The sequence below is a fragment of the Kitasatospora sp. NPDC056446 genome (genome assembly GCF_042796115.1).
In the GTDB taxonomy this organism is placed as follows: domain Bacteria; phylum Actinomycetota; class Actinomycetes; order Streptomycetales; family Streptomycetaceae; genus Kitasatospora.
In genome coordinates, this window is sequence record NZ_JBHTRF010000102.1 from 1 (window position 1) to 26,072 (window position 26,072).

20 protein-coding genes, 3 tRNA genes and 1 pseudogene are annotated in these 26,072 nt (G+C 74.7%); 3 read left to right on the top strand and 21 right to left on the bottom strand.

Annotation, left to right across the window (positions count from 1 at the left end; translation table 11 throughout):
• Positions 1 to 201: 201 nt before the first annotated feature.
• The 8 genes from ACFQ6N_RS36625 to ACFQ6N_RS36660 all read right to left on the bottom strand — a co-directional run bounded on the left by ACFQ6N_RS36625 (position 202) and on the right by ACFQ6N_RS36660 (position 12,816).
• Positions 202 to 2,835, bottom strand: a complete 2,634-nt coding sequence (locus ACFQ6N_RS36625; RefSeq protein WP_380658427.1) for a ComEC/Rec2 family competence protein — start codon at positions 2,833 to 2,835, stop codon at positions 202 to 204.
• A 44-nt stretch (positions 2,836 to 2,879) separates the two neighbouring features.
• Complete coding sequence (locus ACFQ6N_RS36630; protein ID WP_380658428.1) at positions 2,880 to 3,929, bottom strand: helix-hairpin-helix domain-containing protein; 1,050 nt, start codon at positions 3,927 to 3,929, stop codon at positions 2,880 to 2,882.
• A gap of 181 nt (positions 3,930 to 4,110) precedes the next feature.
• Complete coding sequence (locus ACFQ6N_RS36635; RefSeq protein WP_380658429.1) at positions 4,111 to 4,956, bottom strand: DegV family protein; 846 nt, start codon at positions 4,954 to 4,956, stop codon at positions 4,111 to 4,113.
• 107 nt (positions 4,957 to 5,063) lie between these two features.
• Positions 5,064 to 5,870 carry a hypothetical protein gene (locus ACFQ6N_RS36640; protein WP_380658430.1) on the bottom strand — a complete coding sequence of 269 codons (807 nt, stop codon included), beginning with the start codon at positions 5,868 to 5,870 and terminating at the stop codon, positions 5,064 to 5,066.
• Positions 5,871 to 6,264: 394 nt separating this feature from the next.
• Positions 6,265 to 9,153, bottom strand: coding sequence for a leucine--tRNA ligase (gene leuS, locus ACFQ6N_RS36645; RefSeq protein ID WP_380658431.1), 2,889 nt, complete (start codon positions 9,151 to 9,153; stop codon positions 6,265 to 6,267).
• 402 nt (positions 9,154 to 9,555) lie between these two features.
• Positions 9,556 to 10,851, bottom strand: coding sequence for a hypothetical protein (locus ACFQ6N_RS36650; protein WP_380658432.1), 1,296 nt, complete (start codon positions 10,849 to 10,851; stop codon positions 9,556 to 9,558).
• Positions 10,852 to 10,949: 98 nt separating this feature from the next.
• Positions 10,950 to 11,022: transfer RNA gene (locus ACFQ6N_RS36655), tRNA-Ala, on the bottom strand.
• 249 nt (positions 11,023 to 11,271) lie between these two features.
• Complete coding sequence (locus tag ACFQ6N_RS36660; RefSeq protein WP_380658433.1) at positions 11,272 to 12,816, bottom strand: MFS transporter; 1,545 nt, start codon at positions 12,814 to 12,816, stop codon at positions 11,272 to 11,274.
• Here ACFQ6N_RS36660 and ACFQ6N_RS36665 point away from each other — a divergent pair.
• A complete protein-coding gene (locus tag ACFQ6N_RS36665; protein WP_380658435.1) occupies positions 12,815 to 13,711 on the top strand; it encodes a helix-turn-helix transcriptional regulator in 897 nt (298 codons plus the stop codon). The two genes, ACFQ6N_RS36660 and ACFQ6N_RS36665, sit on opposite strands and share 2 nt — an antisense overlap.
• Before the next feature lie 97 nt (positions 13,712 to 13,808).
• Here the strand turns inward: ACFQ6N_RS36665 and ACFQ6N_RS36670 are convergent.
• The 8 genes from ACFQ6N_RS36670 to ACFQ6N_RS36705 form a co-directional block, all read right to left on the bottom strand.
• Positions 13,809 to 13,881: transfer RNA gene (locus tag ACFQ6N_RS36670), tRNA-Ala, on the bottom strand.
• Between the two features lie 43 nt (positions 13,882 to 13,924).
• Positions 13,925 to 13,997, bottom strand: a tRNA-Ala gene (locus tag ACFQ6N_RS36675).
• A 318-nt stretch (positions 13,998 to 14,315) separates the two neighbouring features.
• Positions 14,316 to 14,966, bottom strand: coding sequence for a histidine phosphatase family protein (locus ACFQ6N_RS36680; protein WP_380658445.1), 651 nt, complete (start codon positions 14,964 to 14,966; stop codon positions 14,316 to 14,318).
• Positions 14,963 to 15,421, bottom strand: a complete 459-nt coding sequence (gene rsfS / locus ACFQ6N_RS36685) for a ribosome silencing factor (RefSeq protein ID WP_380658436.1) — start codon at positions 15,419 to 15,421, stop codon at positions 14,963 to 14,965. Before rsfS ends, ACFQ6N_RS36680 begins: the two co-directional genes overlap by 4 nt.
• Before the next feature lie 204 nt (positions 15,422 to 15,625).
• Positions 15,626 to 17,488: a LytR C-terminal domain-containing protein gene (locus ACFQ6N_RS36690; protein WP_380658437.1), complete on the bottom strand. Its 1,863-nt coding sequence runs from the start codon at positions 17,486 to 17,488 to the stop codon at positions 15,626 to 15,628.
• Positions 17,489 to 17,502: 14 nt separating this feature from the next.
• Entirely contained in the window at positions 17,503 to 18,135 is a 633-nt protein-coding gene (gene nadD, locus ACFQ6N_RS36695) for a nicotinate-nucleotide adenylyltransferase (protein WP_350525617.1), read from the bottom strand.
• 123 nt (positions 18,136 to 18,258) lie between these two features.
• The gene (locus ACFQ6N_RS36700) at positions 18,259 to 18,414 is read right to left on the bottom strand and encodes a hypothetical protein (protein ID WP_167344219.1); all 156 of its coding nucleotides are present in this window, start codon (positions 18,412 to 18,414) and stop codon (positions 18,259 to 18,261) included.
• Positions 18,415 to 18,626: 212 nt separating this feature from the next.
• Positions 18,627 to 18,773 (bottom strand): hypothetical protein, encoded by a 147-nt coding sequence (locus tag ACFQ6N_RS36705; protein ID WP_380658438.1) that lies wholly within the window; start codon positions 18,771 to 18,773, stop codon positions 18,627 to 18,629.
• Positions 18,774 to 19,034: 261 nt separating this feature from the next.
• Here ACFQ6N_RS36705 and ACFQ6N_RS36710 point away from each other — a divergent pair, with 261 nt between their 5' ends.
• The gene (locus ACFQ6N_RS36710; RefSeq protein ID WP_380658439.1) at positions 19,035 to 20,105 is read left to right on the top strand and encodes a M48 family metallopeptidase; all 1,071 of its coding nucleotides are present in this window, start codon (positions 19,035 to 19,037) and stop codon (positions 20,103 to 20,105) included.
• 234 nt (positions 20,106 to 20,339) lie between these two features.
• On the opposite strand, the gene ACFQ6N_RS36715 is transcribed toward ACFQ6N_RS36710, so the two are convergent.
• From ACFQ6N_RS36715 to proB, 5 genes are all read right to left on the bottom strand, one after another.
• Positions 20,340 to 21,401 carry a hypothetical protein gene (locus ACFQ6N_RS36715; protein WP_380658440.1) on the bottom strand — a complete coding sequence of 354 codons (1,062 nt, stop codon included), beginning with the start codon at positions 21,399 to 21,401 and terminating at the stop codon, positions 20,340 to 20,342.
• 131 nt (positions 21,402 to 21,532) lie between these two features.
• The gene (locus ACFQ6N_RS36720) at positions 21,533 to 22,117 is read right to left on the bottom strand and encodes a hypothetical protein (RefSeq protein ID WP_380658441.1); all 585 of its coding nucleotides are present in this window, start codon (positions 22,115 to 22,117) and stop codon (positions 21,533 to 21,535) included.
• A gap of 89 nt (positions 22,118 to 22,206) precedes the next feature.
• Positions 22,207 to 23,529, bottom strand: a complete 1,323-nt coding sequence (locus tag ACFQ6N_RS36725; RefSeq protein ID WP_380658442.1) for a glutamate-5-semialdehyde dehydrogenase — start codon at positions 23,527 to 23,529, stop codon at positions 22,207 to 22,209.
• A gap of 161 nt (positions 23,530 to 23,690) precedes the next feature.
• Positions 23,691 to 24,215 (bottom strand): hypothetical protein, encoded by a 525-nt coding sequence (locus ACFQ6N_RS36730; RefSeq protein WP_380658443.1) that lies wholly within the window; start codon positions 24,213 to 24,215, stop codon positions 23,691 to 23,693.
• Between the two features lie 172 nt (positions 24,216 to 24,387).
• Positions 24,388 to 25,524: a glutamate 5-kinase gene (gene proB / locus ACFQ6N_RS36735; RefSeq protein WP_380658444.1), complete on the bottom strand. Its 1,137-nt coding sequence runs from the start codon at positions 25,522 to 25,524 to the stop codon at positions 24,388 to 24,390.
• Positions 25,525 to 25,837: 313 nt separating this feature from the next.
• Here proB and ACFQ6N_RS36740 point away from each other — a divergent pair.
• A pseudogene (locus tag ACFQ6N_RS36740) lies at positions 25,838 to 26,072 on the top strand (hypothetical protein); the annotation flags it as partial.

Sequence of the window (26,072 nt, forward strand, 5' to 3'; positions counted from 1 at the left end):
CACTATTGCGTCTCTTTTTTTTTTTTTAAATCTCACACAGCCCCCCCCCCGCCTGTCTGTTGGGGGCGCGCGGGGGCCCGCCCGCGGCCCCCCCCGAAACGTTTCTGCCGGGGCTGCGCCCGCGCCTCCTCTCCTCCCCAACCCCCAACCACTTCCCATCCCCCACTTCGTGGTTGGGGAGGAGAGGAGGCGCGGGACGGGTCACCCGGGCGGGGCCCGGGGTGTACCGGGGGTCTGCTCGGGGCGGGTGGAGGCCGCCGAGTCGGCGGCGCGGGCGCGAACACGGGGCTTGTGGGCCGCGTGGGTGGCTTGCGGGTGGACGGCCACACCCAGGGTGGCCGGGGAGTCGCCGGTCACGGCGATGTCGCCGACCCGGTCGGTCCGCAGGACGGTCGCGCCGAGCGCGCGCAGACGGTCGACCGTCTTCGGGGACGGGTGCCCGTACGCGTTGTCCTCCCCGCAGGAGATGAGGGCCAGCCGGGGCCTCAGGGCGCCGGCCAGGTCCCAGTCCTGGTGGGCCGAGCCGTGGTGCGCGACCTTCAGCACGTCGACCCTCCCCAGGCGGCCCAGCAGAGCCGACTGGGCCTGCGGTTCGAGATCCCCGAGCAGTGCCATCCGTAGTCCTCCTGTCAGTGACACCAGCAATGCGACGCTCGCATTGTTCGCCCCGGGCGCCTCGACGCCCGACCCGGGAACGGGCCACACCACCTCCCAGGCCGCCTCCGGGCCGACCGACCGCCGTTCACCGCGGCCCGCCCTCAGCATCGGGACTCCCGCACCTGCGGCCCAGCCCCGCACCCGGGCCGCCTCGCCCGGTGGTTCGTCCAGCGTCGTCCCCTCGACCGCCCCGACCCTGCGGCCCCGCAGCACCCCTGGCACGCCCTCGACATGGTCGGCGTGGAAGTGGGTCAGCAACAGCAAGGGCACCGTCGTGATGCCGAGGTCGCGAAGGCATCTGTCGGCCCCGTTCGGGTCCGGCCCGGCATCGATCACCACCGCACTGCCCGGCGGTCCCGCCGCGAGGGCCAGCATGTCCCCCTGGCCCACGTCGCACATCGCCAGACGCCACCCCGGCGGCGGCCAGCCGGTGGCGATCCGGGTGAGTTGCGGCGGGCGCAGCAGGGCGGCCAGCAGGATCACCAGCAGCGCTCCTGTGACCACCGCCCGCGCACTGCGGCGCCGGACGGTGGCGGGCGCCCGGATGCCGGGCTCCGTCCGTCGGGGCAGCAGGAGCGGCGCCGCCCAGCAGGTCCCCAGGACGACCAGTGCGACCGTCACCGTTCCGAACCAGCCTCCCGGCCAGATCAGTTGGCCGCCAGGCAGCTCGGCGCCGCGTCGCGCGACCAGGGCGAGCCAGCCGGCCGGCATCCCGGCCGGAACCGCGAGCAGGTGGGCCACATCGGGCAGGAGTGGCTGGAGGACGAGCACTCCGAAGCCGAGCAGTGTCGCCGGGGCCACCGCCAGCTCGGCCAGCAGGTTGCACGGGATGCCGATCAGGCTGATGTGCCCGGACAGCACCACGGTCACCGGTGCGCACAGCGCCTGCGCGGCGGCCGTCGCCGCGAGGGCGCCCGCCAGGTGGTGCGGCCAGCGCCGGGCCCGCAGGGCCTCGGCCCAGTGCGGCCCCAGGACGAGCAGCCCCGCCGTGGCGAGCACCGAGAGCAGGAAGCCGAACGAGCGGGACAGGAACGGGTCCAGCAGGACCAGCACCAGCACCGCCCCGGCGAGCGCGGGCACCGCCTGGCGGGGACGGCCGGTGGCCAGGGCCAGCATGCCGATCAGCCCCGTCCCGGCCGCCCTCAGCACACTGGGCTCGGGGCGGCATACGGTCACGAAGGCCAGCGTCAGTCCTGTGCCGAGCAGCGCGCCGGTGCGCAGCGACAGCCCCAGCACCGGGGCCAGCCCGCGCCGTTCCGCCGTGCCGGCCCGGCCGGGTGCGCCCAGCAGCGCGCCGAGGACGATCGCCAGGTTCGCCCCGCTGACGGCCACCAGGTGGACCAGGTCGGTGGCCCGGAAGGCGTCCTCCAGGTCGGCGGGCAGGCGCGAGGTGTCGCCGACGACCAGGCCCGGGAGCAGTCCGCGCACGTCCGGCGGGAGCCCGTCGGTGGCCGTCCGCAGGCCCTCGCGCAGCCGCCCGGCGATCCGCTGCGGCAGGCTGGGCGGCGCCAGCTGCCGGGGCGGGCCGTGGGCGACCAGCAGCGCCGCGGACTCGGTGTCGTGCCCCTCACCGGCCGGTCGCACCTCGGCCTCCACGGCCAGCCGCTCGGACGGCAGCAGCCGCTGCCAGGGTTCGCCCTCCGCCCCTCGGACCATGACGGTCACGGGGGTGCGTGTCCGGGTGGTCGGCCCGTCGGGGAGCAGGGCGACCCGGTCGGCCACCGCGTCCACGACGAGGAGCGGCTGCCCGCCGGTGGTGCCGCCCCGGGAGGTGTGGACCGCCGGGTCTCCCGCGATGGTCAGCTCCACCTCCACCGCCCGGGCGGGCGCGGTCGGCGACGGCGGTGCGGCGTGCTCGGCCGCGCGGGCGAGCTCCGCCAGCGGACCTCGGTGCAGATCGGCGGTGTGCAGCGGGGTCGCGACGGCGGCAGCCGCTCCGGTGAGCAGGACGGCGGCCACCGTTGCCGCGGCCCCTCGCCGGTGCAGGACGCCCGGCCGGACGAGCAGTAGGACGGCCCCGAGCGCGGCGGCGCCGGCCGTCGCGAAGACGGGGGCCTCCCACCCGGGCTCCAGGCGCAGGAGTGCCGCCGTGACAGCCCAGGCCGAGACGGCCGGCAGCAGCAGCCGGAAGTCGGCGCCCGGGGAGCGGGTCTGCGGGGTCGATGCGGTGGCGGACATAGCGGTGCCTCCCTTCGGGACCGGGATGAGCGGGCGGGGCGGCGTCAGAGGGTGAGCAGTGGCCGGAGTTCCGCGTACGTACGGGCGCCGATGCCGCTGACCTGCCGGAGCTGGTCGAGGGAGCGGAAAGAGCCGTGCGAGGTGCGGTAGGCGAGGATGCGCTGGGCGAGGGTCGGGCCGACGCCGGGAAGCGTGTCGAGCTGTTCGAGGGTGGCCCGGTTGAGGCTGACGGATGGTCGGGGCGTGGCGGGGCCGGGGAGCCCGGCACCGCTTCCGGCGGCCGACGCGGGAGGCTGGACCTGCTCGCCGACCAGGAGCTGCTCACCGTCCGTCAGGACCCGGGCCAGGTTGAGGTTCCTGGTGTCCGTCTCCGGCAGCACGCCACCTGCCGCCCGCAGGGCGTCGGCCACCCGCGAGCCGGCGGGCAGGGTGTGCAGTCCGGGGATGTGGACCCGCCCGCCGATGTCGACCACGACGGCCGCCCCGGCACCGGCACCGGGGAGGCCGGTGCCGGCGGTGGCAGCGGTGGCGGCCTCGGGTGGTCCGGCCCCTGACACGGCGTCGGCGAGGGCCGGCCCGCCGCCCGCCGACAGCGTCGAGGAAGCCGCCAGCGCGGGCACCGCGACCGTCTCCGGTCTGGCCAGCCAGAAGTGCTGTACGGCGTAGCCGACCGCGAACAGCAGCAGGATGACCAGCCCGGCCACGGCACGCCGGTCGAGCGCCACGGCCGAAGCGAACGAGGTGAACGAGGCGAAGCGCGGACGCGCCCCGCCGCCGGGCGGACCCGCGTCGGCGCTCGGATCCGCCGGATCCGCCGCATCGTCCGCACCCGGGGGCTGCGGCACCCCGCCGGGAGCCGGCCCCGGGGAACCGCCCCTACCGCCCCCACCGCCGAAGCCACCCACGCCGCCCGCACTGCCCGGACCACCCGCGCCGCCCGGACCACCCACACCACCCGCGCCGCCCACCGGCCCGTCGTCCCCCGGCTCGTCGTCCCCCGGCTCGTCCTCCGTCGGCAGCAGCGCAGCCATCCGCAGCCGCACCGTCTCGTTGATCGCTTGGCGCTTCGCCGCGCCCAGGCCCATGGTCGTCATGCCGAGGACGGTAGGAGTCCTCCGGCGAGCGTGCGGAAACGACCGAAATCCTGTGGATAACCCGGGGGTTGTGGACAAAGGATGTCACTCACACGAGCGAGCACGGCACCCGGAAGTTGACCTACGGGGGCCCCTGACGCCCGCGATCCCCCCGAGCCCCGGCCGGTCGCCCCCGCCCGCCTCAGCGCGGCGCGACCACCACCGCGAGCAGCCCCGGCCCGACGTGCGCGCCGATCACCGCCCCCACCTCGCCGACGTACAGCTCCCGCAGCCCCGGCACCCGTGCCCGCAGCCGCTCCGCGAGCGGCTCGGCCCGGTCCTCGGCCGCCAGGTGGTGCACGGTGATGTCGACCTCCCGCTCCCCCGACCGCTCGACCGCGATCTCCTCCAGCCGCGCGATCGCCCGCGACGCCGTCCGCACCTTCTCCAGCGGCTCGATCCGCCCCCCGTCCAGGTGCAGCAGCGGCTTGACCGCCAGCGCCGACCCGAGCAGTGCCCGCGCCGCCCCGATCCGTCCGCCGCGGCGCAGGTGCTCCAGGGTGTCGACGTAGAAGTACCCGCTGGTCCCGGCGGCCCGCCGGGCCGCCGCCTCGGCGGCCTCCGCCAGGCCCTGCCCGGCCGCGATCGCGTCGGCCGCCGCGAGCACCCCGTACCCGAGCGCCATCCCGACCAGTCGGCTGTCCACCACGCGCACCGGTACGGGTGCCTCGGCCGCCGCCAGCCGGGCGGCCTCGACGGTGCCGGACAGTTCGCCCGAGATGTGCACCGAGACGATCCCTGTGGCCCCGGCCTCGGCGGCTGCCCGGTAGGCGGCGGCGAAGGTCTCCGGGTTCGGCCGGGAGGTGGTCACCCGCTGCTTGCCGCGCAGCGCCTCGGCGACGTCCTTCGGGGAGATCTCGACGCCTTCGCTCAGCACCGTGTCACCGATCGCGACGCTCAGCGGGACCACCGTGATCCCGTGCCGGTCGAGGGCCTCCTGCGGCAGGTAGGCCGTGGAATCGGTGACGAGCGCGAGGTCGGAGGGCATGAGGCGGAGGTTACTCCCCGTCGGTGTGCGAGGACAGCGCCCGCCGACGGCCGCCCCCGCGCTGCCTGCGGGCCCCCGGGGGCAGCTCCCGGGAGGGCCCTGGGACCTCAGCTCGCCGAGGGCCCTGCGGAGGGCTTGCGCAGCCGCTGCGCCAGCTTGGCCAGCGGATCGGCGAGCCCGAGCAGTTCCTCCGCGCTCGGGCGCCCCTTCCCGTCCGTCAGCCCGGCCCGGGCGGCGCCCCCGGCGGAACCCGCGGACGAACCCGCCGAACCCGAACCGCCGGAACCCGCACCGCCCCGCACACCGGACCCGGACCCGGCCCCCGCACCAGCACCAGCACCAGCACCAGCACCAGCACCAGCACCGTCCCAGTGCCGCAGCGCCCCCGCCTCGCTCTCGCACTCCTGGCTGAGCCGGCTCAGCTCGTCGTCCGCGAACCGGTGCATCCGGTCCTGCGCCGCCCAGCGCATGGTCTCCGCGGCGTGGGTGATCCGCTCCGCCCGTTCACGCAGTTCCGGCAGCTTGGCGGCGATCCGCGCCGTGTCCGGCTCGCGTTCGAGGGTCCGCAACTCGCCGTCGAGCTCGGCCGCGTGGGCGTCGAGACGGGTCAGCAGGGCGAGTGACTCGCCGAGCTGGCCGTCCTGCGCGAGCCCGCTCTCCAGCACCTGCCGGGTGCCGTCGAGGGAGGTCCGCAGGCCCAGCCGGACGGTGGCGATCTGCGCGGGCGGGCCGATCTTGGTGTACGTCTTCGCCTTGAGGGTGGCGGTCTCGACGGCGCGCCGGGCGTTGGCCTCGTGCTTCTCGATCTTCGCGCCGACGGCCTTGGCCGCCTTGACCGTGCCGACCACCGCCAGGACGACCACCGTGATCCCGATGAGCAGGGCCAACCCGATCATCACGCCGAACACGTCCATCGCGCGCCACCTTCCGCCGCTGCCGTCTCGGTCCCCACCGGGCCCAACGCGGGCCGCGTCACCGAGGGTTCCACGGTAGCCGCCGGATCCGTTCCGAGGGTGGTCCGAACGGGGTCGGCGGGAGGAGATCAGGGACAGATCCGGGATCTCCCCGAGGGCTCCGGCGGAAGCGATCCGCCCCGGGCGGCAGGGCACGGGCCCGCAAAGGCAGCGGGCGGGCGCCCCGAAGAACACCCGCCCGATCAGCTCCGAGCCCACGCGCGGCCCGCGGCCCCAGCCCGGCCGACCGGCCCGAAACCGAAGCCCGGCCCTCAACCGAACCTCAGCCGAAACCGAAGCCGAAGGCACAGCCACAGCCACAGCCACAGCCACAGCCACAGCCACAGCCCGACCGTCACCCGGTGACGATGTTCACCAGCTTCGGAGCCCGCGCGATCACCTTGCGCACCTGCGCGCCGCCGATCGCCGCGACGACCGCCGGGTCCGCCAGCGCCAGCGCCTCCAGCTCGGCGTCCGAGATGCTCGGCGCGACCTCCAGCCGGGCCTTCACCTTGCCCTTGATCTGCACCACGCAGGTCACCGACTCGTCGACCACGTACGCCGGGTCGGCGACCGGGTAGTCGGTGTGCGCCAGCGACTCGCCGTGGCCCAGTCGGCGCCACAGCTCCTCGGTGATGTGCGGGGCCAGCGGCGCGACCATCAGCACCAGCTGCTCGGCCACCGCCCGCGGCGTCGAACCGCGCTTGACCAGGAAGTTGTTCAGCTCGATCGCCTTGGCGACGGCCGTGTTGAAGCGCAGGCCGGCCATGTCGGCGCGGATGCCGTCGATCGCCTTGTGCAGGGCGCGCAGCGTCGCCTCGTCCGGCGCGTCCTCGGTGACGACCAGGTCGCCGGTGGTCTCCGAGACGATGTTGCGCCACAGCCGCTGCAGGAAGCGGTAGGAGCCGACGACGGCGCGGGTGTCCCAGGGGCGGGAGACGTCCAGCGGGCCCATCGACATCTCGTACAGGCGCAGCGTGTCGGCGCCGTACTCGTCGGCGATGTCGTCGGGCGCGACGGCGTTCTTCAGGGACTTGCCCATCTTCCCGGCCTCGCGCTTGACCGGCTCGCCCTGCCACGAGTAGCCGCCGTCGTGCTCCTCGACCTCGGTGGCGGGCACCGGGAAGCCGCGCTCGTCGCGGTAGACGTCGGCGGTGATCATGCCCTGGTTGAACAGCTTGTGGAACGGCTCGACGGACGAGACGTGGCCCAGGTCGTGCAGCACCTTGTGCCAGAAGCGCGCGTACAGCAGGTGCAGCACGGCGTGCTCGGCGCCGCCGACGTACAGGTCGGCGCCACCGGCCGGCTTGGTGGCCGTCGGGCCCAGCCAGTACTGCTCGTTGGCCGGGTCGACGACCGCCGAGGAGTTGGTCGGGTCGACGTAGCGCAGCTCGTACCAGCACGAACCCGCCCAGTTGGGCATGGTGTTGGTCTCGCGGCGGTACTTCTTCGGCCCGTCGCCCAGGTCCAGCTCGACCTGGACCCAGGCCTCGTTGCGCGACAGCGGGGTCTCGGGGGAGGACGCGGAGTCGAACGCGTCGTAGGTGCGCGGCGAGTAGTCGTCGACCTCGGGGACCTCGACCGGCAGCATCGACTCGGGCAGGGCGTGCATGACGCCGTCCTCGTCGTAGACGATCGGGAAGGGCTCGCCCCAGTACCGCTGGCGGCTGAACAGCCAGTCGCGCAGGCGGTAGTTGACGGTGCCCTCGCCGATGCCGCGCTCGGCCAGCCAGGCGGTGGCGCGGGCCTTGGCGTCGACGACGCTCAGTCCGTCCAGCGACAGGTCGCCCTCGGGGCGCGCGGAGTTGACGATGACGGAGTCGTAGGTGTCGAACGCGTCGTCCCACTGCGCCGGGTCCTCGCCGCGGCCGTCCGTCGGCCGGACGACGCAGCGCATCGGCAGGGCGAAGGCGCGGGCGAACGCGAAGTCGCGGTGGTCGTGGGCGGGGACGGCCATGATGGCGCCGGTGCCGTAGCCCATCAGCACGTAGTCGGCGATGAACACCGGGACGGACGCGCCGCTGACCGGGTTGACGGCGTAGGCGCCGGTGAAGACACCGGTCTTGACCTTGGCCTCGACCTGTCGCTCGACGTCCGACTTGGCGGCGGCCGCGGCCCGGTAGGCGGCGACGGCCTCGGCGGGGGTGGCCGCGCCGCCGGTCCACTCGGCGGGCACGTCCTCCGGCCAGGCGGCGGGGACGATGGAGTCGACCAGGCCGTGCTCGGGGGCCAGCACCATGTAGGTGGCGCCGAACAGGGTGTCGGGGCGGGTGGTGAAGACGGTGATGTTCTCGCCGGTGCCGACGGCGAAGTCGACCCGGGCGCCCTCGGAGCGCCCGATCCAGTTCCGCTGCTGCAGCTTGATGGCCTCGGGCCAGTCCAGCAGGTCCAGGTCCTGGATCAGCCGGTCGGAGTACGCGGTGATGCGCATCATCCACTGGCGCAGGTTGGACTTGAACACCGGGAAGTTGCCGCGCTCGGAGCGGCCGTCCGCGGTGACCTCCTCGTTGGCCAGCACGGTGCCCAGGCCGGGGCACCAGTTGACCGGCACCTCCTTGGCGTAGGCCAGGCGGTACTCGCCCAGGACCTCGTCGCGCTCGGCGTTCGACAGCTCGGCCCAGGCGCGGCCGCCCGGGACCTCACGCGTGCCGGCCTCGAAGGCGGCGACCAGTTCGGCGATCGGACGGGCCTTGCCGGCGGCGTCGTCGTACCAGGAGTTGAAGATCTGCAGGAAGATCCACTGGGTCCAGCGGTAGTAGTCCGGGTCGATCGTGGAGATCGAGCGGCGCGGGTCGTGGCCCAGGCCCAGCCGGCGCAGCTGCTTGCGCATGTTGGCGATGTTGGCCTCGGTGGAGATCCGCGGGTGCGTGCCGGTCTGCACCGCGTACTGCTCGGCGGGCAGGCCGAAGGCGTCGTAGCCCAGCGTGTGCAGCACGTTGTGGCCGGTCATCCGCTGGTAGCGGGCGAAGACGTCGGTGGCGATGTAGCCCAGCGGGTGGCCGACGTGCAGGCCCGCGCCCGACGGGTACGGGAACATGTCCATGATGAAGCTGTGCGGCTTCGCGGCGACGTCACCGGCCGACGGGTCGGCCAGCGCACCGGTGGGGTTGGGGGCGTGGAAGGTGCCCTCCTTCTCCCAGATGTCCTGCCAGCGGGACTCGATCTCGGCCGCCAGCGCGGCGCTGTACCGGAACGGCTCGGTCACGGTCTCGGCCGCGCCGGACGCAGGGGTCGTCTCGCTCATGGTCCTTCAAGCTCCATCGGTGTCGGTTGGCGAACCGCGCAGGCGGCCGGCCCGGGACCCGGCCCGGGTCGGGGTCGGGGGCGGAAAACAAAAAATCCCCTCGCAGGAGGGGACGCCACGCCGACTCCGGCACCGCCCGGGGGCGCAGCCGGTCCTGGTCAGCGCGGCCGGCTAAGGAGCAGGCGCACGGTTCGCATGGGCTCAGGGTACCGCAAGCGGTCCGGCGCACTGCGGGGGTATACCGCCCGGGCGGCCGCGCGAGCAGCACCGGAGCCGCCCCGCCGCGCCCCCTCTCCTGCTCTCCTGCTCTCCTGCTCGGCGGCGCCACCACCCCCGCCACCACCCGCACCGCCTCCCCCGCCGCCACCACCGCGCTGCGCCGGCCTCACCGCGCCGCCGGCCTCACCGGGCCGCCGCCCGCCCCGCCGCGTCGAAGTCCCGCAGCGCCTTCGCCAACCGCTCGGACTGCATCCCCGCCGCGAGCGAGCGCGCCAGCGCCGCGGTGCGGGCCGCCTCGCGCTGGTCGCCGAGCCGCCGGTGGGTCTCGGCGAGGCGCACCATCAGCAGTGCCTTGGCGCGGGCCCGGCCGGGTCCGAGCCCGGCCACGGCCTCGGCCAGCAGCGCCTTCGCCGGCCGGGGTCGGCCGAGTGCCAGCCGCCCCTCCCCCACCATGCCGGCGACGGAGGCGCGGGCCTCCTCGGCGCCGGGTACGCCGTCCAGTTCGGCGAAGGCCCGGGCGGCGGCGGCCTCGGCCCGCTCGGGCTCGCCCCGGCGGCCGTACGCGCGGGCGAGCCGGCCGAGCTGGCGGGCCCGCCCGGTGGGGCTGAGTACGGCCCCGTGGGCCGCCAGGGCGGTCTCCAGGGCCGAGACGGCGTCCAGGCCGCGTCCGCCGGGGCCCTGGGTGGCGAGCACCACCAGGGCGCCGAGCACGGGGACGCCGAGCCGGGCATCGCCGCTGACGTGGGCGGCGCGCATCGCGGCGACGAAGGCGCGCTGCGCGGCCGCGTCGTGGCCGAGGTCGTACGCGGCCCAGCCGGCCAGCCGGGCGAGTCTGCTGGCCGTGCCGTACAGCTCGCGGCCCAGCCGCTCGTCGTACGAGCCGAGTTCCAGCAGCTTGGCCAGCATGGCGAGTTCGGCCCGGGTGGGGCCGAGGACGAGGCCGCCGCCGCAGGCGCGTTCGAGCCGCTGCTTGCTGCGGTAGGAGAGGCCGAGTTCGCCGGCCAGTGCGGCTTCGACGCGCAGCGCGCCCTCGCCGCCGCCGACGGGCGGCGGCGGGGAGGCGAGCCGGGCGGCGGCCTGGTCGAGGTCGGCGTTGCGGAAGAGGTCGGTGAGGCGGACCGGCCCGGCGTCGGTGGCGGCCTCGCGCAGCGCGGTCTGGGCGGTGTCGGCGGTCCACGGGTCGGTGAGCAGCCGGGGCGAGAGGATCTTGGCGCCGCGGTGGCCGCCCATCCGGCCCCAGAGCTGCTCGTAGGTGACGGCGATGCCGAGGGTGCGGCTGAGCACCTCGCAGACCGCCTGGTCGTGCGGGCTGCGCGGCACCATGCCGCGGTCGCGCCACTTGTACGGGGCGGTGGAGCTGATGGCCAGGCCCGGCGGCAGGGCGAGGCTCACCTCGCGGGCGAGCCGTTCCGGACTCCATCCGAGCTGGTGGAGTATCCGGGCCAGTTCCTCGTTCCGCCTTCGCTCCAGATCGGCCATGGCACGACGGTAGCGGGATTGCGGGCCGTCCCGCCGGTCCCACGGGCGAAACGGCGAAGAGCCGCCTCCCGAAACGGGAGGCGGCTCTTCCATCACTGTGGAGCTACGGGGAATTGAACCCCGGACCTCTTGCATGCCATGCAAGCGCTCTACCAACTGAGCTACAGCCCCTTGACCTTCGTTGTCACCCGGGCTTTTCGGCCGTTTCCGTCCGGTTTCCCTTGGCGACATCGATTACTTTACACGGTCCGGGGCGTGCTCCCGAAATCCGTTTCCCGGGGCCCGCCCGCCGGGCGCGGACGGACCGGGTGGGCGAGCGCTCCCGGGGGCCCGCCGCACCTGCCACGCCCGGCCCCCCGCCCCCGCCGGCCCCGCCGGCCCCGAACCCGACCCGCCCCGCCCCGCCCCGCACCCGCCCCGCTACCGCGCCGCCCGCCGGCTGCGCGCGGCGAAGCCCGCGGCGGCCAGGACCGCGACGGTGTTGACCAGCAGCGTGGTCCGCAGCGCGTGCCCCGACTCGGCGGCCGGCGCGGGCAGGTCGACCTGCCCGAGGAACACCGAGCCGAGCACCGCGACCCCGACCACCTGTCCGAGCTGGATGACCGTCACCATCACCCCGCTCGCGTCGGCCGCGTCCCCGGGCGCCACCCCCGCGAGGGCCCGGGCGAACAGCGGTGCGTACGCGCAGCCGGCGACCAGGCCGAGCACGCTCATCTCGGCCAGTGGCCAGGTGCCGACCTCGGCGCCGCCGCCGAGCAGCACCCCCAGCAGCAGGTAGCCGCCGCCGAGGAGGACGCCGGCGAGCACCGGCAGGGTGCCGTGCAGCCGGCCGGGCAGCCGGTGCCAGTGCATGCTGGACAGGCCGAAGCCGATCGCGACGGGTGCCGAGCAGAGTCCGGCCTCCAGTGCGGTGTGGCCGAGCGCGGCCTGCTGGTGCAGGGCGAAGGCGAACATGAAGCCGGAGAAGGCCGCCATGATCGAGAACAGTCCGGCCGCGGCCGGGCGCAGTCCGGGGGCGCTCAGCACCCGGCCGGAGATCAGCGGCCGGCCGCCGCGCCGGGCGATCCGGCGTTCGACGGCCACGAACAGGCCGAACAGCACCACACCGCCCGCGATCATCGCCCAGCCCCAGGCGGGCCAGCCGAGTTCGTGGCCGAGGACGAGCGGCACCACCAGCAGGCCGAGTGCCGCGCCGAGCACGACCAGGCCGGGGAGGTCGAAGCCGCGGGTGGCGTCGCCGGGGATCCGGGGCAGCAGCCGGGAGCCGACCGCGAGCAGCAGCAGGCCGATCGGCACGTTGACGAGGAACACCGGCCGCCATCCGCTGCCGAACAGGTCGGCGCTGACCAGGACGCCGCCGAGCACCTGGCCGATCCCCATGCCCCCGGCGAGGACGGCCGAGTAGAGGCCGAGCGCCCGGGTGCGGGCGGTGCCGGTGAAGGTGCGCTGGAGCAGGCTCATCACCTGGGGCACCATCAGCGCCGAGCCGGCGCCCTGGAGCAGCCGGAAGGCGATCAGCCAGCCGGTGGTCGGGGCGAGGCCGCAGGCCAGGGAGGTGGCGGTGAAGGCGGCCAGGCCGAGCTGGAACAGCCGGCTGTAGCCGTACCGGGCGCCCAGCCGGGCGCCGGTGATCAGCAGGACGGCGTAGGCGATGGTGTAGCCGGCGATCACCAGTTGCAGGGCGGCGCCGGAGGCACCGAGGTCGGTCCGGATGGTGGGCACCGCGACGTTGACGATGGAGACGTCGAGCACGGCCATGAACTGCCCGCACAGGACGAGCGCGAGGAGCAGCCCGGGCCGTACGGCCGGGTCCGCGGTGGTGCCGCCGGCCACACCGGGCCGGGTCTGGAGGTCCGTCATGGGGACCAGCCTGCGGGCGCTCCGGTACTGGTGGTTAGAGCCTGCCGATCCTGGTACCGGCAGCACCTGTATCGCGTGCCGGGCCTGCGGCACGATGGTGGCCATGACCGTCCTGGAGGAACTGCCCACCGCCGCGGGCGGGCGCGACCGCCGCCGCACCGAACTGGCCCGTTTCCTGAAGGCCTGCCGGGCGCGGGTCACCCCGGAGGAGGTCGGGCTGCCGCCCGGGCTGCGCCGCCGGACGCCGGGGCTGCGGCGCGAGGAGGTCGCGCAACTGGCCGGGGTCGGGGTGACCTGGTACACGTGGCTGGAGCAGGGGCGGCCGATCAACGCGAGCGAGCAGGTGCTGCTGGCGGTGGCCCGGGCGCTGCGGCTGGACGGCACCGAGCGCGAGCACCTGTTCCGGCTGGCCGGGATGTCGCCCTCGCCGTACGCGCGGCCGGCCCCTCCGGAGCTGGACCCGTCGATCCAGGTGATCCTGGACTCGCTGGCGCCGCTGCCGGCGGCGGTCTCCAACACCCGTTTCGACGTGCTGAGCCACAACGGGCCGTACCGCTCGCTGTTCGGCACCGCGCGGATGCGTCCGTCCCGGGGGGTGTTCTTCAACAGCCTCTCGTGCATGCTGACGGCCCCGCCGTGCTGCAATCCGTGCGAGAACCGGGACGAGGCCCTGCCGCGGATGGTGGCGGTGCTGCGCTCGGCCTACGGCAAGCACGTGGGCGAGCCGGTGTGGGAGGAGCACGTGCAGCGGCTGTCGGCGCGCAGCGCGCTGTTCCGGGAGCTGTGGGACCGCCAGGAGGTCGCGCTGCCGGAGAGCTGGCTGCGGCGGTTCCGTCATCCGGAGCTCGGGGTGCTGCGGGTGAACGCCACGTACCTGACGATGCCGGGTGTGCCGGAGTGCTACATCGTCATCTACGTGCCGGACGGCCCGGAGGACCGGGAGCGGGTCGAGCGGCTGGGTTCGCTGCCGCCGGGCGGCTGGGCGCACATCTGCGTGTAGCGGGCGCGGCGGGCCGGGTGCGGCGGGCCGGGCGGGGCCGTGGGCCCGGAACGCCGGGAGGCCGCCACCCGGTGGGTGACGGCCTCCCGAACTACTGTGGAGCTACGGGGAATTGAACCCCGGACCTCTTGCATGCCATGCAAGCGCTCTACCAACTGAGCTACAGCCCCGCGACACGGGCGACCCTGGATGACCACGACCGCCGATGCGGAGTGGAGCTACGGGGAATTGAACCCCGGACCTCTTGCATGCCATGCAAGCGCTCTACCAACTGAGCTACAGCCCCGCACTCACCGGATCTTCCGCTTCCCTTCCGGGCCGCGTTTTCCTTCCGTGCGAACGAGGAAGACTCTAGCTGGTCAGGGCCGGAACTGCGAAATCCGCTCCCCCGGGCCCCCGGCGAGGGCCCCGCCCGAGGCCCCCGCGCCGCTCACACGCCCCGCCGCACGGCCCCGGCGCACCGACCCGGTGCACGGACCCGGCGCGCAGGCCCCGCGTACGAATCAGGCGCGCATGCCCGGCGTACAGGCCCGGCGTACGAGCCCCCTCCGGAGGAGAACCCGCCGCCGGGGCACCGCACCGCACCGCGCCGTGCCGGAACCGCTCAGGTGTCGTCGCCGATGACCGGCTGCGGGAGCGTGCCCGCGTTGTGCTCCAGCAGGCGCCAGCCGCGCGCGCCCCGGCCGAGCACCGACCAGCAGCAGTTGGACAGCCCGCCGAAGCACTCCCACTGGGCCGGCTCCAGGCCGAGCAGCCGCCCGAGCATGGTGCGGATCGTCCCGCCGTGGCTGACCACGACCAGCGTGCCGCTGTCCGGCAGCTTGGCCGCGGCCTCCAGCACCACCGGCACCGAGCGGTCGGCGACCTCGGTGGCCAGTTCGCCGTCGTCGCCGCGCCGCACCGGCTCCCCGGCCGCCCAGGCGGCGTACTCCTCCGGGAAGCGCTCGCGGATCTCGGCGTTGGTGAGGCCCTGCCAGGAGCCCGCGTACGTCTCCCGCAGGCCCTCGTGGTGCGTCACGTCCAGCCCGGTGACCGCGGCCAGCTCCTCGGCGGTGCGTCGGGCGCGCTTGAGGTCCGAGGAGATCAGCAGGTCGGGGCGGAGCCCGGACAGCAGCCGGGCCGCCCGCTGGGCCTGGAGGACGCCCTGGCCGGTCAGCTCGATGTCCGTGGTGCCCTGGAACCGCGATTCCAGGTTCCAGGACGTCTGGCCGTGCCGCCAGAAGACGATGCGCGGGCCCCGCGCGCCCCCGCTCAGTGCAAGTCCTCGGGCTTGCCGAAGTCGTCGGCCGGGGCGACGGCGTTGCCGGCCTCGTCGGTGTGGGCGTCGGGGCGGTTGCGCGAGGCCAGGGCGTCCTCGGGCAGCGGCAGCTCGGGGCAGTCCTTCCAGAGGCGGTCCAGCGAGTAGAAGGAGCGCTCCTCGGAGTGCTGGACGTGCACGACGATGTCCAGGTAGTCGAGCAGGATCCAGCGGCCCTCGCGCTCGCCCTCGCGGCGCACCGGCTTGATGTCCAGCTGCTCGCGCAGCTGGTCCTCGATCTCCTCGGCGATCGCGCGGACCTGGCGGTCGTTGCTCGCGGACGCGATCACGAAGGCGTCGGTGATCGACAGCACCTCGCTGACGTCGAACGCGATGATGTTGTGCGCCAGCTTGTCGGCCGCCGCCTGCGCGGCGACGTTGATGAGCTGCTGGCTGTGGTCGGTAACGGTCACGGTGTTCTTCCGGCTCGGCGGCTTGGGGCGCGCCCCGGCGCGTGGCCGGGGTCGCCTTCCAGGATCTCACGCCGCCCGGGCGGGCCCGGAACCGTTTTCCGGGCCCGCCCGGGCCGCCGTGCCGCCTCCGGCCCGCGCGCCCGGACGGGATCCCCCGGGCAGTGCTGCCGCCCGGGGCCCGTCCGCCGGGGCGGGGCCGCCGTCCTACGGGTTCTTCGGCAGCTGGTAGTCCTTGCCCAGCACGACCAGCAGGTCCGCGTTCTGGGTGTCGCCGGTCACCTTCTTCACCACCGTGTCCGGCAGGCCGAGGCTGGCCGCCAGCGACTTCGCCGCGGCCTGCCGGGCGTCGTCGGTGTAGCGGATCTCACTGGTGGCCTGCGCGGCGGCCTTGGCGCCGCCCGGGATGAAGGTCAGGCCCGAGTTGACGATCTGGACCTGCGCGGCGGCGGCCGCCGCGTCGTTGCCGCTGGAGTCCTGCAGCGCGACCCGGGCCGGGGCGTCGCCGGCGGCCGCGGACTTCACGGTGCCGCCCAGCACGTCCTTGACCTGCTTGCCGGCCGTCGCCTCGTCCAGGCTGCCGTCCGGTTTCACGGTCAGCGCGGTGGTGCCGAAGTGGCCGTCCTTCGCCTGCTGGGCGAGTTGGGTGAGCACGCCGGCGAGGGCGTCCTCGGGCAGCGAGGGGTCGAGCACCGCGTTCATCCGGTGCACGTCGTCCTTGGCGTCCTTGAACTCGGTCGGCATGGTGCGCACCACCGAGTCCATCACCTGCCCGAAGCGGGCCAGCTGGGTGTCCCGGGTCTCGCCGGGGTTCTGCAGCGTCGCGTACGCGACCGCGGCCTTTCCGCCGAGCAGGGTGTTCTTCCCGGCCGCGGACAGCAGCTTGCCGTCCGGCTTGCCGCCCTCGTGGGTCTCGGCGTTGGTGTCCACCCGGACGCCGCCGAGCTGGGAGACCAGCAGCTCCAGGTACGGGGTGTCCAGCCGCCAGGTGCCGGCCACCGGGGCGCCGAGCACGGTGGACAGGCCGTCGCGGGTCGCCGAGGCGCCGATGGCGTCCATCGCCTGGCCCATGGTGGTGACCGGCGGGTCGGCGGGGCCGGGCAGCCGCAGGTTGTCGGGCAGCAGCAGCACCGTGCCCTTCTTCCCCGAGGCGTCGTCGACCAGCAGCGCGCTGGACACCTTGCCCTGGAGGTCGCGCAGGTGGACGACGTTGACCTGGCGCCCGCCCGCCGCGGCGGCCGCGGTCGGCTTGCCGCCGGAGAACCACAGGTAGCCGCCGACACCGCCCGCCGCGAGCGCCACCACCACACCGAGGCCGATCAGCCGGGTGCGCAGCTTGCGGCGGCGCTCGGCGCGCACCTCGCTGCGGGACTCGGCGAACTTCAGCCAGTCGATGACGTCCTCGGTCTCCTCCGCCTCCTCGTCGACGAAGGTGAACTCGCCCGTGGCGTAGCTGTCCCCGGACGCCTTGCCGCCCTTGCCGCCACGCGCCCCGGCGACCTGCTCGGACGGCGCCCCGGCGGCCTTGGCCGGAGCGGCCTCCGCCGCGGGCCTGGGCACCCGCGGGCGCGACGGCACGGGCGCGGGCGCGGCGGGCGCCTCGGGCTCGGGCTCCGGCTGCGCCTGCGGTTCGGTGACGGCCGGTGCGGTGGCCTCGGCCGGGTACGGCTGCTGGTAGCCCTGGTACCCCTGCTGCTGGTAGCCGTACGGGTCCTGGCCGTACACCGGCTGCCCGTACTGGTCGTACTGCGGCTGCTGCTGCTCGTACGGCTCGTACGCCTGCTGCTGCTGCGGGAACTGCCCCGGCTGCTGGTACCCGTCGTACCCCTGCCGGCCCTGCTGCCCCTGCTGTCCTGGCTGCCCCTGGTACCCCTGCTGCTGGTAGCCGTACGGGTCCTGCCCGTACACCGGCTGCCCGTACTGGTCGTACTGCGGCTGCTGCTGCTCGTACGGCTCGTACGCCTGCTGCTGCTGCGGCTGCGCCTGCTGCTGGTACCCCTGGTACGGCTGCTGGAACTGTCCGGTGGACCAGTCCTCCGGACGCTGCCGGCCGTCGCTGCGTTCGGTCATGCGCCGCTCCTGGCTCAGGTCCCGCGCGGCGCGTACAGCGCCCGCTTGTCGATGTAGCGGACCACGCCGTCCGGGACGAGGTACCAGACCGGCTCGCCCTTGGCGACCCGGTTCCGGCAGTCCGTGGAGGAGATGGCCAGCGCCGGGACCTCCACCAGGGAGACCCCGCCCACCGGAAGCCCGGCGTCCGACAGAGTGTGCCCCGGGCGGGTGCACCCGATGAAGTGGGCCAGCGAGAAGAGTTCGTCGGAGTCGCGCCAGGACAGGATCTGGGCGAGGGCGTCGGCTCCGGTGATGAAGAAGAGGTCGGCGTCCGGGTGCAGGGCGTGCAGGTCGCGCAGGGTGTCGACGGTGTAGGTCGGGCCCTCGCGGTCGATGTCGATCCGGCTGACCGAGAACTGCGGGTTCTCGGCGGTGGCGATGACCGTCATCAGGTAGCGGTCCTCGGCCGGGGTGACGTGCCGGTCGCTCTTCTGCCACGGCTGCCCGGTCGGGACGAAGATCACCTCGTCCAGGTGGAACGCGCTCGCGACCTCACTGGCGGCGACGAGGTGGCCGTGGTGGATCGGGTCGAAGGTGCCGCCCATCACCCCGAGGCGCTTTTTCACCGGCTCCGGTCCGCCGGGATTCCCGGCCTGCTCTCCCATGCCGCCACACCTTACGCGACGCGCGTTACGGTGCGGGAACGCCCCGGTGGGGGTTGTCGGCAGATGCGTGAGGGAGCGTCCGGCCACCGGCCGGACACTCCCCGAGCGGTCCGCGGAGCGGGCTCAGCGGTCCCGGTTGAAGCGGGTGGTGACGAAGAGCAGGAGCAGCAGGATCACCAGGGCGGCGCCACCCGTCAGGAGCGGGTTCAGGCTGTCGTGGTTGCCCCCCTCGCCCTCGGCGAGCAGGTTCAGGACGGGGAGTGCGGCAGCAGTGCTCATGGTCGGCGGGACCTTCTCGGCTCGGTGGACGGACCTGGGGGTTGTGCCGGGCCGGCGAAGGCCCACCCGTCATCGTACGGGGGGTTACAGGACAACCGCTCGGCGGCCCACCGCCGCTGACCGGGCGTGAGCGCGGCCGGACGGCGCGGGCGGGCGCGCGGGCCCGGCGGGCGGCACCCGGGCCCCGGCAGGCCCCGGCCGGGAGGGAGGGCCTAGTTGCCGCGGAAGGCGCGGGCCATCACCCAGACCAGCAGGCCGATGCCGACGAAGGACGCGATCACGATGATCCGCAGGAAGAGGCCCGGACCGGCCTCGTTGGAAATGGGCGCGGCCAGGCTGACAAGCGTGTCGGTGGACATCTGCGGGGCTCCTCGAACTGCTCGGTACCGCGGCCGGGTCCGGTCTCGGTTCTCCAGGGCATTCAGGGTAGACCGGCTTCACACCGGCGCCGCCCACCGGCCCCCGCGACACGGCGCGGCCCGCGGGCACCGCCCCCGCGGGCACCGGCCCGGGGACGAGTACGCAACCACGGACGTTGCACAGACAGTCGTTGCAGGCGAAGACCAGCGGGGGGCCGGCCAGCGGGCCGCGGCCGCCGTCGACCAGGAGGTACGCACACCATGACCGAAACGACCGCGAAGACCCCGAGCCGCCGTCGCGAGCGCTTCCCCGGGATCTCCACCCGGGCCTGGGAGCACCCGGCGGACCGTTCGGCGCTGGTCGCCCTGCGCAAGCTGTCCGGCTTCGACGAGATCCTGAAGAAGCTCGCCGGGCTGGTCTCCGAGCGCGCGATCCGCCTGATGTTCCTGGCCACCGCCGTGAAGACCTCCGAGCGCCAGTTCCCCGAGCTGTACGACATGGTGCGCGACGCCGCCTACGTGCTCGACCTGGAGCAGGTCCCGGACCTGTACGTGACCCAGGACCCGACGGTCAACGCGTTCACCATCGGCATCGACACCCCGATCATCGTGGTCACCAGCGGCCTGGTCGAGCTGCTCGACGAGGAGGAGCTGCGCTCGGTCGTCGGGCACGAGGTCGGCCACGCGATGTCCGGCCACGCCGTCTACCGGACGATGCTGATGATCCTCACCAACATCGCCACCCGGATCGCCTGGGTGCCGCTCGGCAACCTGGCGATCATGGCCGTCGTCACCGCGCTCAAGGAGTGGTTCCGCAAGGCGGAGCTGTCCAGCGACCGGGCCGGCCTGCTCGCCGGGCAGGACCTCCAGGCATCCATGCGGGCCCTGATGAAGCTGGCCGGCGGGCACAACCTGGCCGAGATGAACGTGGACGCCTTCCTGGAGCAGGCCGAGGAGTACGAGAAGGCCGGCGACCTGCGCGACGGCGTGCTCAAGCTGCTCCAGGTGCTGCCGCAGACCCACCCCTTCGCCGTCGTCCGGGTCGCCCAGCTGAAGAAGTGGGCGGAGAGCGACGAGTACCGCTCGATCCTGTCCGGCGCCTACCCGCGCCGCGCGGACGACCCGGACACCTCGGTCGGCGAGCAGTGGAAGGCCGCCGCCGACCACTACACGACCTCGGTGAAGGAGAGCAAGGACCCGCTGATGGGCCTGCTCCGGGATGTCGCCGGCGGCGCCGCGACCGTGGGCGGCAAGCTCCGCGACACCTTCACCGGCGGCCCCCGCGGCGGCTCGAACGGCTCGAACGGCCCGACCGACCGCAGCGACAGCTGACCCCGGGCGCGAAGCACCCGGCACCGAGGTGCCGCACCGGACCGGACCGGGCACCACGCCGGGCACCGGACCGGATGCCCGACACCGACGACGGCCGGTGACCCTCCCCGGGTCACCGGCCGTCCGGCCGTCCGGCCATTCCTCGCCCCCGTCCCCCAGCCCGGTCCGCTTGCCCGGCCCCGACCCCGGCCCCTCGCCCGGCCCCGGCCCCTCGCCCGTCCGCGGCCCCGGGCCTCAGCTGCCCGCCAGCACCCCGCACACCTGCCACGACGGCCGCGCGTGGTTGCCGGGATCGACCGCCGTCGGCGGCGCGACCGCCGTGCCCTGCGCGGTGGCCAGCACCGGCTGCAGGAACCCCGCCATCGAGGTGCCGCAGGGCGCCGGACCGGCCTCCAGCACCGAGTCCACCAGCCGCAGCTGCGCCGAGGCCAGGTCGACCCGGTCGAACTGGAAGGTCAGCTGCCGCCGCACGGTCTCCAGGGTGACCGGCGCTCCGGTCGGGGCCCCGGCCGGCTTCAGCGCGTAGACGAAGGTGTGGTCGGTGGTGATCTGCAGCGTGCCGGCGTCCGCCTCGTCGATCCGCATCGCACCGGCGACCTTGACGCTGTCCGAGGCCAGCGCGACCCGCGCCGGGTCGAAGCGGACCACCCAGCCGGTCACCGCGTGGTGCCGGTCGTCCACCGGCTGGGACACGCTCGCGTCGAACTCGGCCTGTTCGCCGGGGGTGACGAAGGCCCGGACGTCGGCGGTGGCGCCCTGAACCAGGGCGGCGGGGGCCAGGGAGGAGGCCACCAGGTAGCGCTGGACGCTGTCGAGCGCCTTGGTCACCTCGACCCGGCTGAAGTGCTCGGTGGCGGCCCCGGTCGGGGTGTTCAGCCCGATCGTGCCGTCCCCGTACCCGGCCGGCAGCGCGGCGAAGGGGTTCGCCGGGTCGGCGACCGGGCGGACCGCCGAAGCCGGGCTCAACGCGACCAGGCTGACGGTCAGTTGGCTGCCCTCGGGCCGGGCCGCGATCCCCTTCGGCGAGCTGACCCCGAAGTACACCGCGGCCCCGAAGGCGAGCAGGATGAGCAGCAGCAGCGCGAGCGCCTGGCGCGGCACGCTGCCCAGCGGGCCGAGCCGCACCCGCTGCCGGGTGGCCTTGCCGAAGGAGCCGGCCAGCCGCTCCCGGGCGGACAGCTCCTGGATCCGGGCAGCCCGGACGAACGATTCGTCGAAGACGACGGACCGGAACTCGTCCTCGTTGCCCGAACCGCCCTCGGGCGTACCCTCAGGAGGCTCTCGCGGGTCACCCATAACTCCAGGGTAGGCGGACACCCGCGCCGCCACGAGGGCCCCTGCGCAGATTCCCGGGGACGCTCCGTGACCACCCGCCCGGGGCGCGCGCCTACAACGGCGCCCGGGACGGACGGGCCCTGGGACGGGCCCTAAGGCACCGGGGCGGTGACCACCAGCGACGGTTCGGCCGGTACGGGCCGCGGGTCCGTCCCGGCGCTGCTGCTGCCGGACTCCGGCCTGCGGGGCGCGTCCGAGGAGCCGCCCACGCCCTGGGAGATCGCCGCGACCGCGACCGCGACCAGGCTCACGCCCATGATCACGGCGAGCACCCAGGCCACCGGCCGGTGCCAGCGCTGCTGGGCCACGTACCGGCCGCGGGCGCGCACCGGGTCGTAGCCCCGCCGCCATCGCCGCCGGCCCGGGCGGCCGACCGGCCTGCCGGGGCCCGACCAGGGGTCGGAGTAGTAGTGGTCCGCGTCCGGTCCGCTCGGGTGCGGGCGCAGCTCCAGCGGCAGCCCGTCCCCGGCCGAGACGTCATAGCCCCAGCCCGGGCCCGCGGTGTCCGGCTCGAACCGGGCCTCGGCCGCGGCGAGTTGCCGCTCCTTGGCGGTCGGCTCGTGCACGGCGGCGGACCGGACGAAGGCCTCATCGAAGACCACGGTGGCGAACTCGTCGTCCGCACCACCGTGGTCGGCGCCGTCGGGGTACGGCAAACCCCCCACATCCTCAGCCACGGATTCAGCGTATTACCGGTCGGGCGTTTTGTCTGTGGCTCCCGGCAGTTGGTCCGTCACACGTGTGACGGGCACCGCCCGCGCACCGCTCAGCGGACGTCCGGGGACCCGCCGACGGTCTGCGCCGCCTCGCCCCGTACGTGCCCGTCCCCGGTGACGATGTACTTGGTGCTGGTCAGCTCGGGCAGGCCCATCGGGCCGCGGGCGTGCAGCTTCTGGGTGGAGATGCCGATCTCCGCGCCGAAGCCGAACTCACCGCCGTCGGTGAACCGGGTGGAGGCGTTGACGGCGACCGTGGTCGAGTCGACCAGTCGGGTGAACCGCCGGGCCGCGGCCTGCGAGGTGGTGACGATCGCCTCGGTGTGGCCGGAGGACCAGCGGCGGATGTGCTCGACGGCGGCCTCCAGCGTGGGCACCACGGCGGCGGCCAGGTCCAGCGAGAGGTACTCGGCGCCCCAGTCCTCGTCGGTCGCGGGCACCACGGTGGCCGGGCCGCCCTCGGCGGCCTTGAGCACCGCCTCGTCGCCGTGCACGGTCACCCCGGCCTCGGCCAGGGCGGCCAGCGCGAGCGGCAGGAAGGCGTCCGCGACGTCCTGGTGGACCAGCAGCGTCTCGGCCGAGTTGCACACGCTGACCCGCTGGGCCTTGGAGTTCAGCAGGATGCCGACGGCCATCGCCAGGTCGGTCTCGGCGTCCACGTACACGTGGCAGTTGCCGGTGCCGGTCTCGATCACCGGAACGGTCGAACCCTCCACGACGGTACGGATCAGCGAGGCCCCGCCGCGCGGGATCAGCACGTCGACGAGGCCGCGGGCGCGCATCAGCTCCTGCACGGACTCCCGGCTCTCCCCCGGCACCAGCTGGATCACGTCGGCGGGCAGCCCGGCCGCCGTGACGGCGTCCCGCAGGACCCCGACCAGCGCCGTGTTGGAGCGGTAGGCGGAAGCCGAGCCGCGCAGCAGCACCGCGTTGCCGGACTTGAGGCAGAGCGCGGCGGCGTCCGCGGTCACGTTGGGGCGGGCCTCGTAGATGATGCCGACCACGCCGAGCGGCACCCGCACCTGCCGTACGTCCAGGCCGTTCGGCAGGGTGTAGCCGCGCACCACCTCGCCGACCGGATCGGGCAGGCCGACCACGTCGCGCACGTCGGAGGCGATCGCGGCGACCCGCTCGTCGGTCAGGGTCAGCCGGTCGACCACCGACTCGGCCGTCCCGGCCGCCCGGGCCCGGGCCACGTCCTCGGCGTTGGCCGCGACGATCTCGGCACTGCGGGCCACCAGCGCGTCGGCGATCGCCAGCAGCGCGGCGTCCTTCACCCCGCGCGGCAGCGGGGCGAGCGCGGCGGCGGCGTCCCGGGCTCGGCGCGCTACGGCGAGGACGGGGCTGTCGGCGGGGGCGAGGTCGCTGGTCATGCCGCCAAGGGTAGCGACTGCGCCCGCCCCGCCCGCCCGCATTTCGCCCGGTGAGACACCGGGCGGACCGTCCGCCGGGCGGTCCGCCGCAACGCCGCCGGGGGCACCGGCGGAACACCTGCGGCGCACCGCCGGGGCCCGGGCAGGGCCCCGCCGGGGGCTCAGTACGGGTGCACGCCGCCCAGGTGCTTCGGCGGATCGCCGAAGCCCTCCGCCACCCGCTTGTGGTACGTCGCCCGGTCGACCACCTCCAGCCCGACGATCTCCCACGGCGGCAGGTTCGCGGTGACCTTGTGCTCGCCCCAGAGCCGCAGCGCGATGGCCGCCGCGTCGTGCAGGTCCCGGGCCTGCTCCCAGTACCGGATCTCGGCGTGGTCGGCCGCGTAGCGGGCGGTCAGGAAGAACGAGTGGTCGTGCGCCAGCCGCTCCAGCGAGGCGCGCAGCGAGGTCAGCGGTGTGACCTGCCCGGCCACGCTCAGCACCACGTGCCACAGCCGGGCCTGCTCGGGCACGGTGGGCGGCTCCGCCGCGTCCGTGCGCTGGGGCCGCAGCCTGCGCATCCCGCCGGGCCCCTGGGACGGCGGACCGGCCGGCTCGGCGGGTCCGTCCCCGCGTCCGCCGTCGATGCTGGTCAGCCGCCGGCCCGCCGTCCCTCCGGTCAGCGCTGCCTCGCGCCTGCGTTCCACGGACGGCCTCCTGTTCGGCGATGTCGTGTCGTCCCCACCGGCCCCGCCGGCCCTCGGCCGGCGGTACGGCTGCGCCCCTCCTCGCCCGTGGCCGGGCCGTTCCCGGTACGGAGCGGCCCGGCGTCCGCGCTGCGCCGATCGGCCGGCGGCCGGTGCCGGCCCGCCGGGCCGGTCAGCCGCGCAGAACGACCAGGTCGTCGCGGTGGACGACCTCGCGCTCGTACGCGGCGCCGAACTCCTGGGCCAGGTCGCGGGTGGACCGGCCGAGCAGGCGGGGCAACTCCCTCGCATCAAAGTTGACCAGTCCGCGAGCCACGATGTGGCCGTTTTCGGCAAGAAGGTCCACCGGATCACCCGCGGCGAACTCCCCGTCGACCTTGGTGACCCCGGCCGGCAGCAGCGACGCGCCGCCGGAGACGACCGCCTCGACGGCGCCCGCGTCCAGGTGCAGGGTGCCGCGCGGGCTGCTCGCGTGGGCCAGCCAGAGCATCCGGTCGGAGGTGCGGGCGCCGGTGCGCAGGAAGAGCGTGCCGGTGGGCCGGCCGGCCAGGGCGTCGGCGGCCTGGCTGGCCGCGGTGAGCACGACCGGGATGCCCGCGCCGGTGGCGATCCGGGCCGCCTCGACCTTGGTGACCATGCCGCCGGTGCCGACGCCGGCCTTGCCCGCGCTGCCGATCTCGATGCCGTCGAGGTCGTGCGGGCCGGCGACCCGTTCGATCCGGCTGGTGCCGGGGCGGGACGGGTCGCCGTCGTACAGGCCGTCCACGTCGGAGAGCAGGACCAGCAGGTCGGCCCGGACGAGGTGGGCGACCAGCGCGGCGAGCCGGTCGTTGTCGCCGAACTTGATTTCGGCGGTGGCCACGGTGTCGTTCTCGTTGACGATCGGCATGGCGCCCATCGCCAGCAGCTGGTCCAGGGTGCGGTAGGCGTTGCGGTAGTGGGCGCGGCGGCTGGCGTCCTCGGCGGTGAGCAGCACCTGGCCGACCCGGATGCCGTACCGGGCGAAGGAGGCGGTGTACCGGGCGACCAGCAGCCCCTGGCCGACGCTGGCGGCGGCCTGCTGGCGGGCCAGGTCCTTGGGGCGCCGGTCGAGGCCGAGCGGGGCGAGCCCGGCGGCGATGGCGCCGGAGGAGACGAGCACCACCTCCGGCGGCTCCGGGCGGTTGCGCACCTTGGCGAGCGCGTCCACGAGGGCGTCGACGCGGTCGGCGTCCAGCCCGCCGGCCGCCGTGGTGAGTGAGGAGGAGCCGACCTTGACCACGATCCGTCGTGCGGTCAGCACCTCCTCCCGCAGAGAGTCCTCGCTCATCTCGCTGTACGCCCTTCCGGTGTGGTGCGGGTACGGCGGCCCGGGCCCGCCGTCACCCCCGAAATCTACGCGATTCGCGCAGGTCGCCCGCAGGGTGTTTCACCGGCTGGACCCGGCCCGGCCACGAGCTCGCCACAGCCCGTTCGGCAATCCGGATGGCTGGTATGGTCCCTGACCGAAAGCCAGATCGGGGGACGGCTTCTTGCCCGCTGAACCCATTTCGTCTTCGACCCTTCCTGTCACGAGAGGGCGGCGCCGCACTGGGCAGGCCGGCATACGGTTCGCGGCCGCGCGCCCGGGAGAAAAGCGCATCATGCGTTCGTACACCACCAAGCTGACCTTCGCCGCCCTGGCGGCGGCCACCGCGCTGTCGCTCGCGGCCTGCGGCCCGGACAACGCGGACACTCCGGCCGGGACGGGCGGTGCCACCGGCGCCGCTCCGGCCCCGACCGGCGGGGCCCCGGGCGCCACCGCCGGGGGTGCCGCCACCGCGGGCGGCGCGGCCGGCGGTTCGACCACCGCCCCGACCGGCGGGGCCGGCGGCGCGG

Bases quoted from the DNA above. Each gene is read 5' to 3' on its own strand.
- ACFQ6N_RS36625 (WP_380658427.1), bottom strand. From the start codon at position 2,835: ATGTCCGCCACCGCATCGACCCCGCAGACCCGCTCCCCGGGCGCCGAC.
- ACFQ6N_RS36630 (WP_380658428.1), bottom strand. From the start codon at position 3,929: ATGACGACCATGGGCCTGGGCGCGGCGAAGCGCCAAGCGATCAACGAG.
- ACFQ6N_RS36635 (WP_380658429.1), bottom strand. From the start codon at position 4,956: ATGCCCTCCGACCTCGCGCTCGTCACCGATTCCACGGCCTACCTGCCG.
- ACFQ6N_RS36640 (WP_380658430.1), bottom strand. From the start codon at position 5,870: ATGGACGTGTTCGGCGTGATGATCGGGTTGGCCCTGCTCATCGGGATC.
- leuS (WP_380658431.1), bottom strand. From the start codon at position 9,153: ATGAGCGAGACGACCCCTGCGTCCGGCGCGGCCGAGACCGTGACCGAG.
- ACFQ6N_RS36650 (WP_380658432.1), bottom strand. From the start codon at position 10,851: ATGGCCGATCTGGAGCGAAGGCGGAACGAGGAACTGGCCCGGATACTC.
- ACFQ6N_RS36665 (WP_380658435.1), top strand. From the start codon at position 12,815: ATGACCGTCCTGGAGGAACTGCCCACCGCCGCGGGCGGGCGCGACCGC.
- ACFQ6N_RS36660 (WP_380658433.1), bottom strand. From the start codon at position 12,816: ATGGCCACCATCGTGCCGCAGGCCCGGCACGCGATACAGGTGCTGCCG.
- ACFQ6N_RS36690 (WP_380658437.1), bottom strand. From the start codon at position 17,488: ATGACCGAACGCAGCGACGGCCGGCAGCGTCCGGAGGACTGGTCCACC.
- nadD (WP_350525617.1), bottom strand. From the start codon at position 18,135: ATGGGAGAGCAGGCCGGGAATCCCGGCGGACCGGAGCCGGTGAAAAAG.
- ACFQ6N_RS36700 (WP_167344219.1), bottom strand. From the start codon at position 18,414: ATGAGCACTGCTGCCGCACTCCCCGTCCTGAACCTGCTCGCCGAGGGC.
- ACFQ6N_RS36705 (WP_380658438.1), bottom strand. From the start codon at position 18,773: ATGTCCACCGACACGCTTGTCAGCCTGGCCGCGCCCATTTCCAACGAG.
- ACFQ6N_RS36710 (WP_380658439.1), top strand. From the start codon at position 19,035: ATGACCGAAACGACCGCGAAGACCCCGAGCCGCCGTCGCGAGCGCTTC.
- ACFQ6N_RS36715 (WP_380658440.1), bottom strand. From the start codon at position 21,401: ATGGGTGACCCGCGAGAGCCTCCTGAGGGTACGCCCGAGGGCGGTTCG.
- ACFQ6N_RS36725 (WP_380658442.1), bottom strand. From the start codon at position 23,529: ATGACCAGCGACCTCGCCCCCGCCGACAGCCCCGTCCTCGCCGTAGCG.
- proB (WP_380658444.1), bottom strand. From the start codon at position 25,524: ATGAGCGAGGACTCTCTGCGGGAGGAGGTGCTGACCGCACGACGGATC.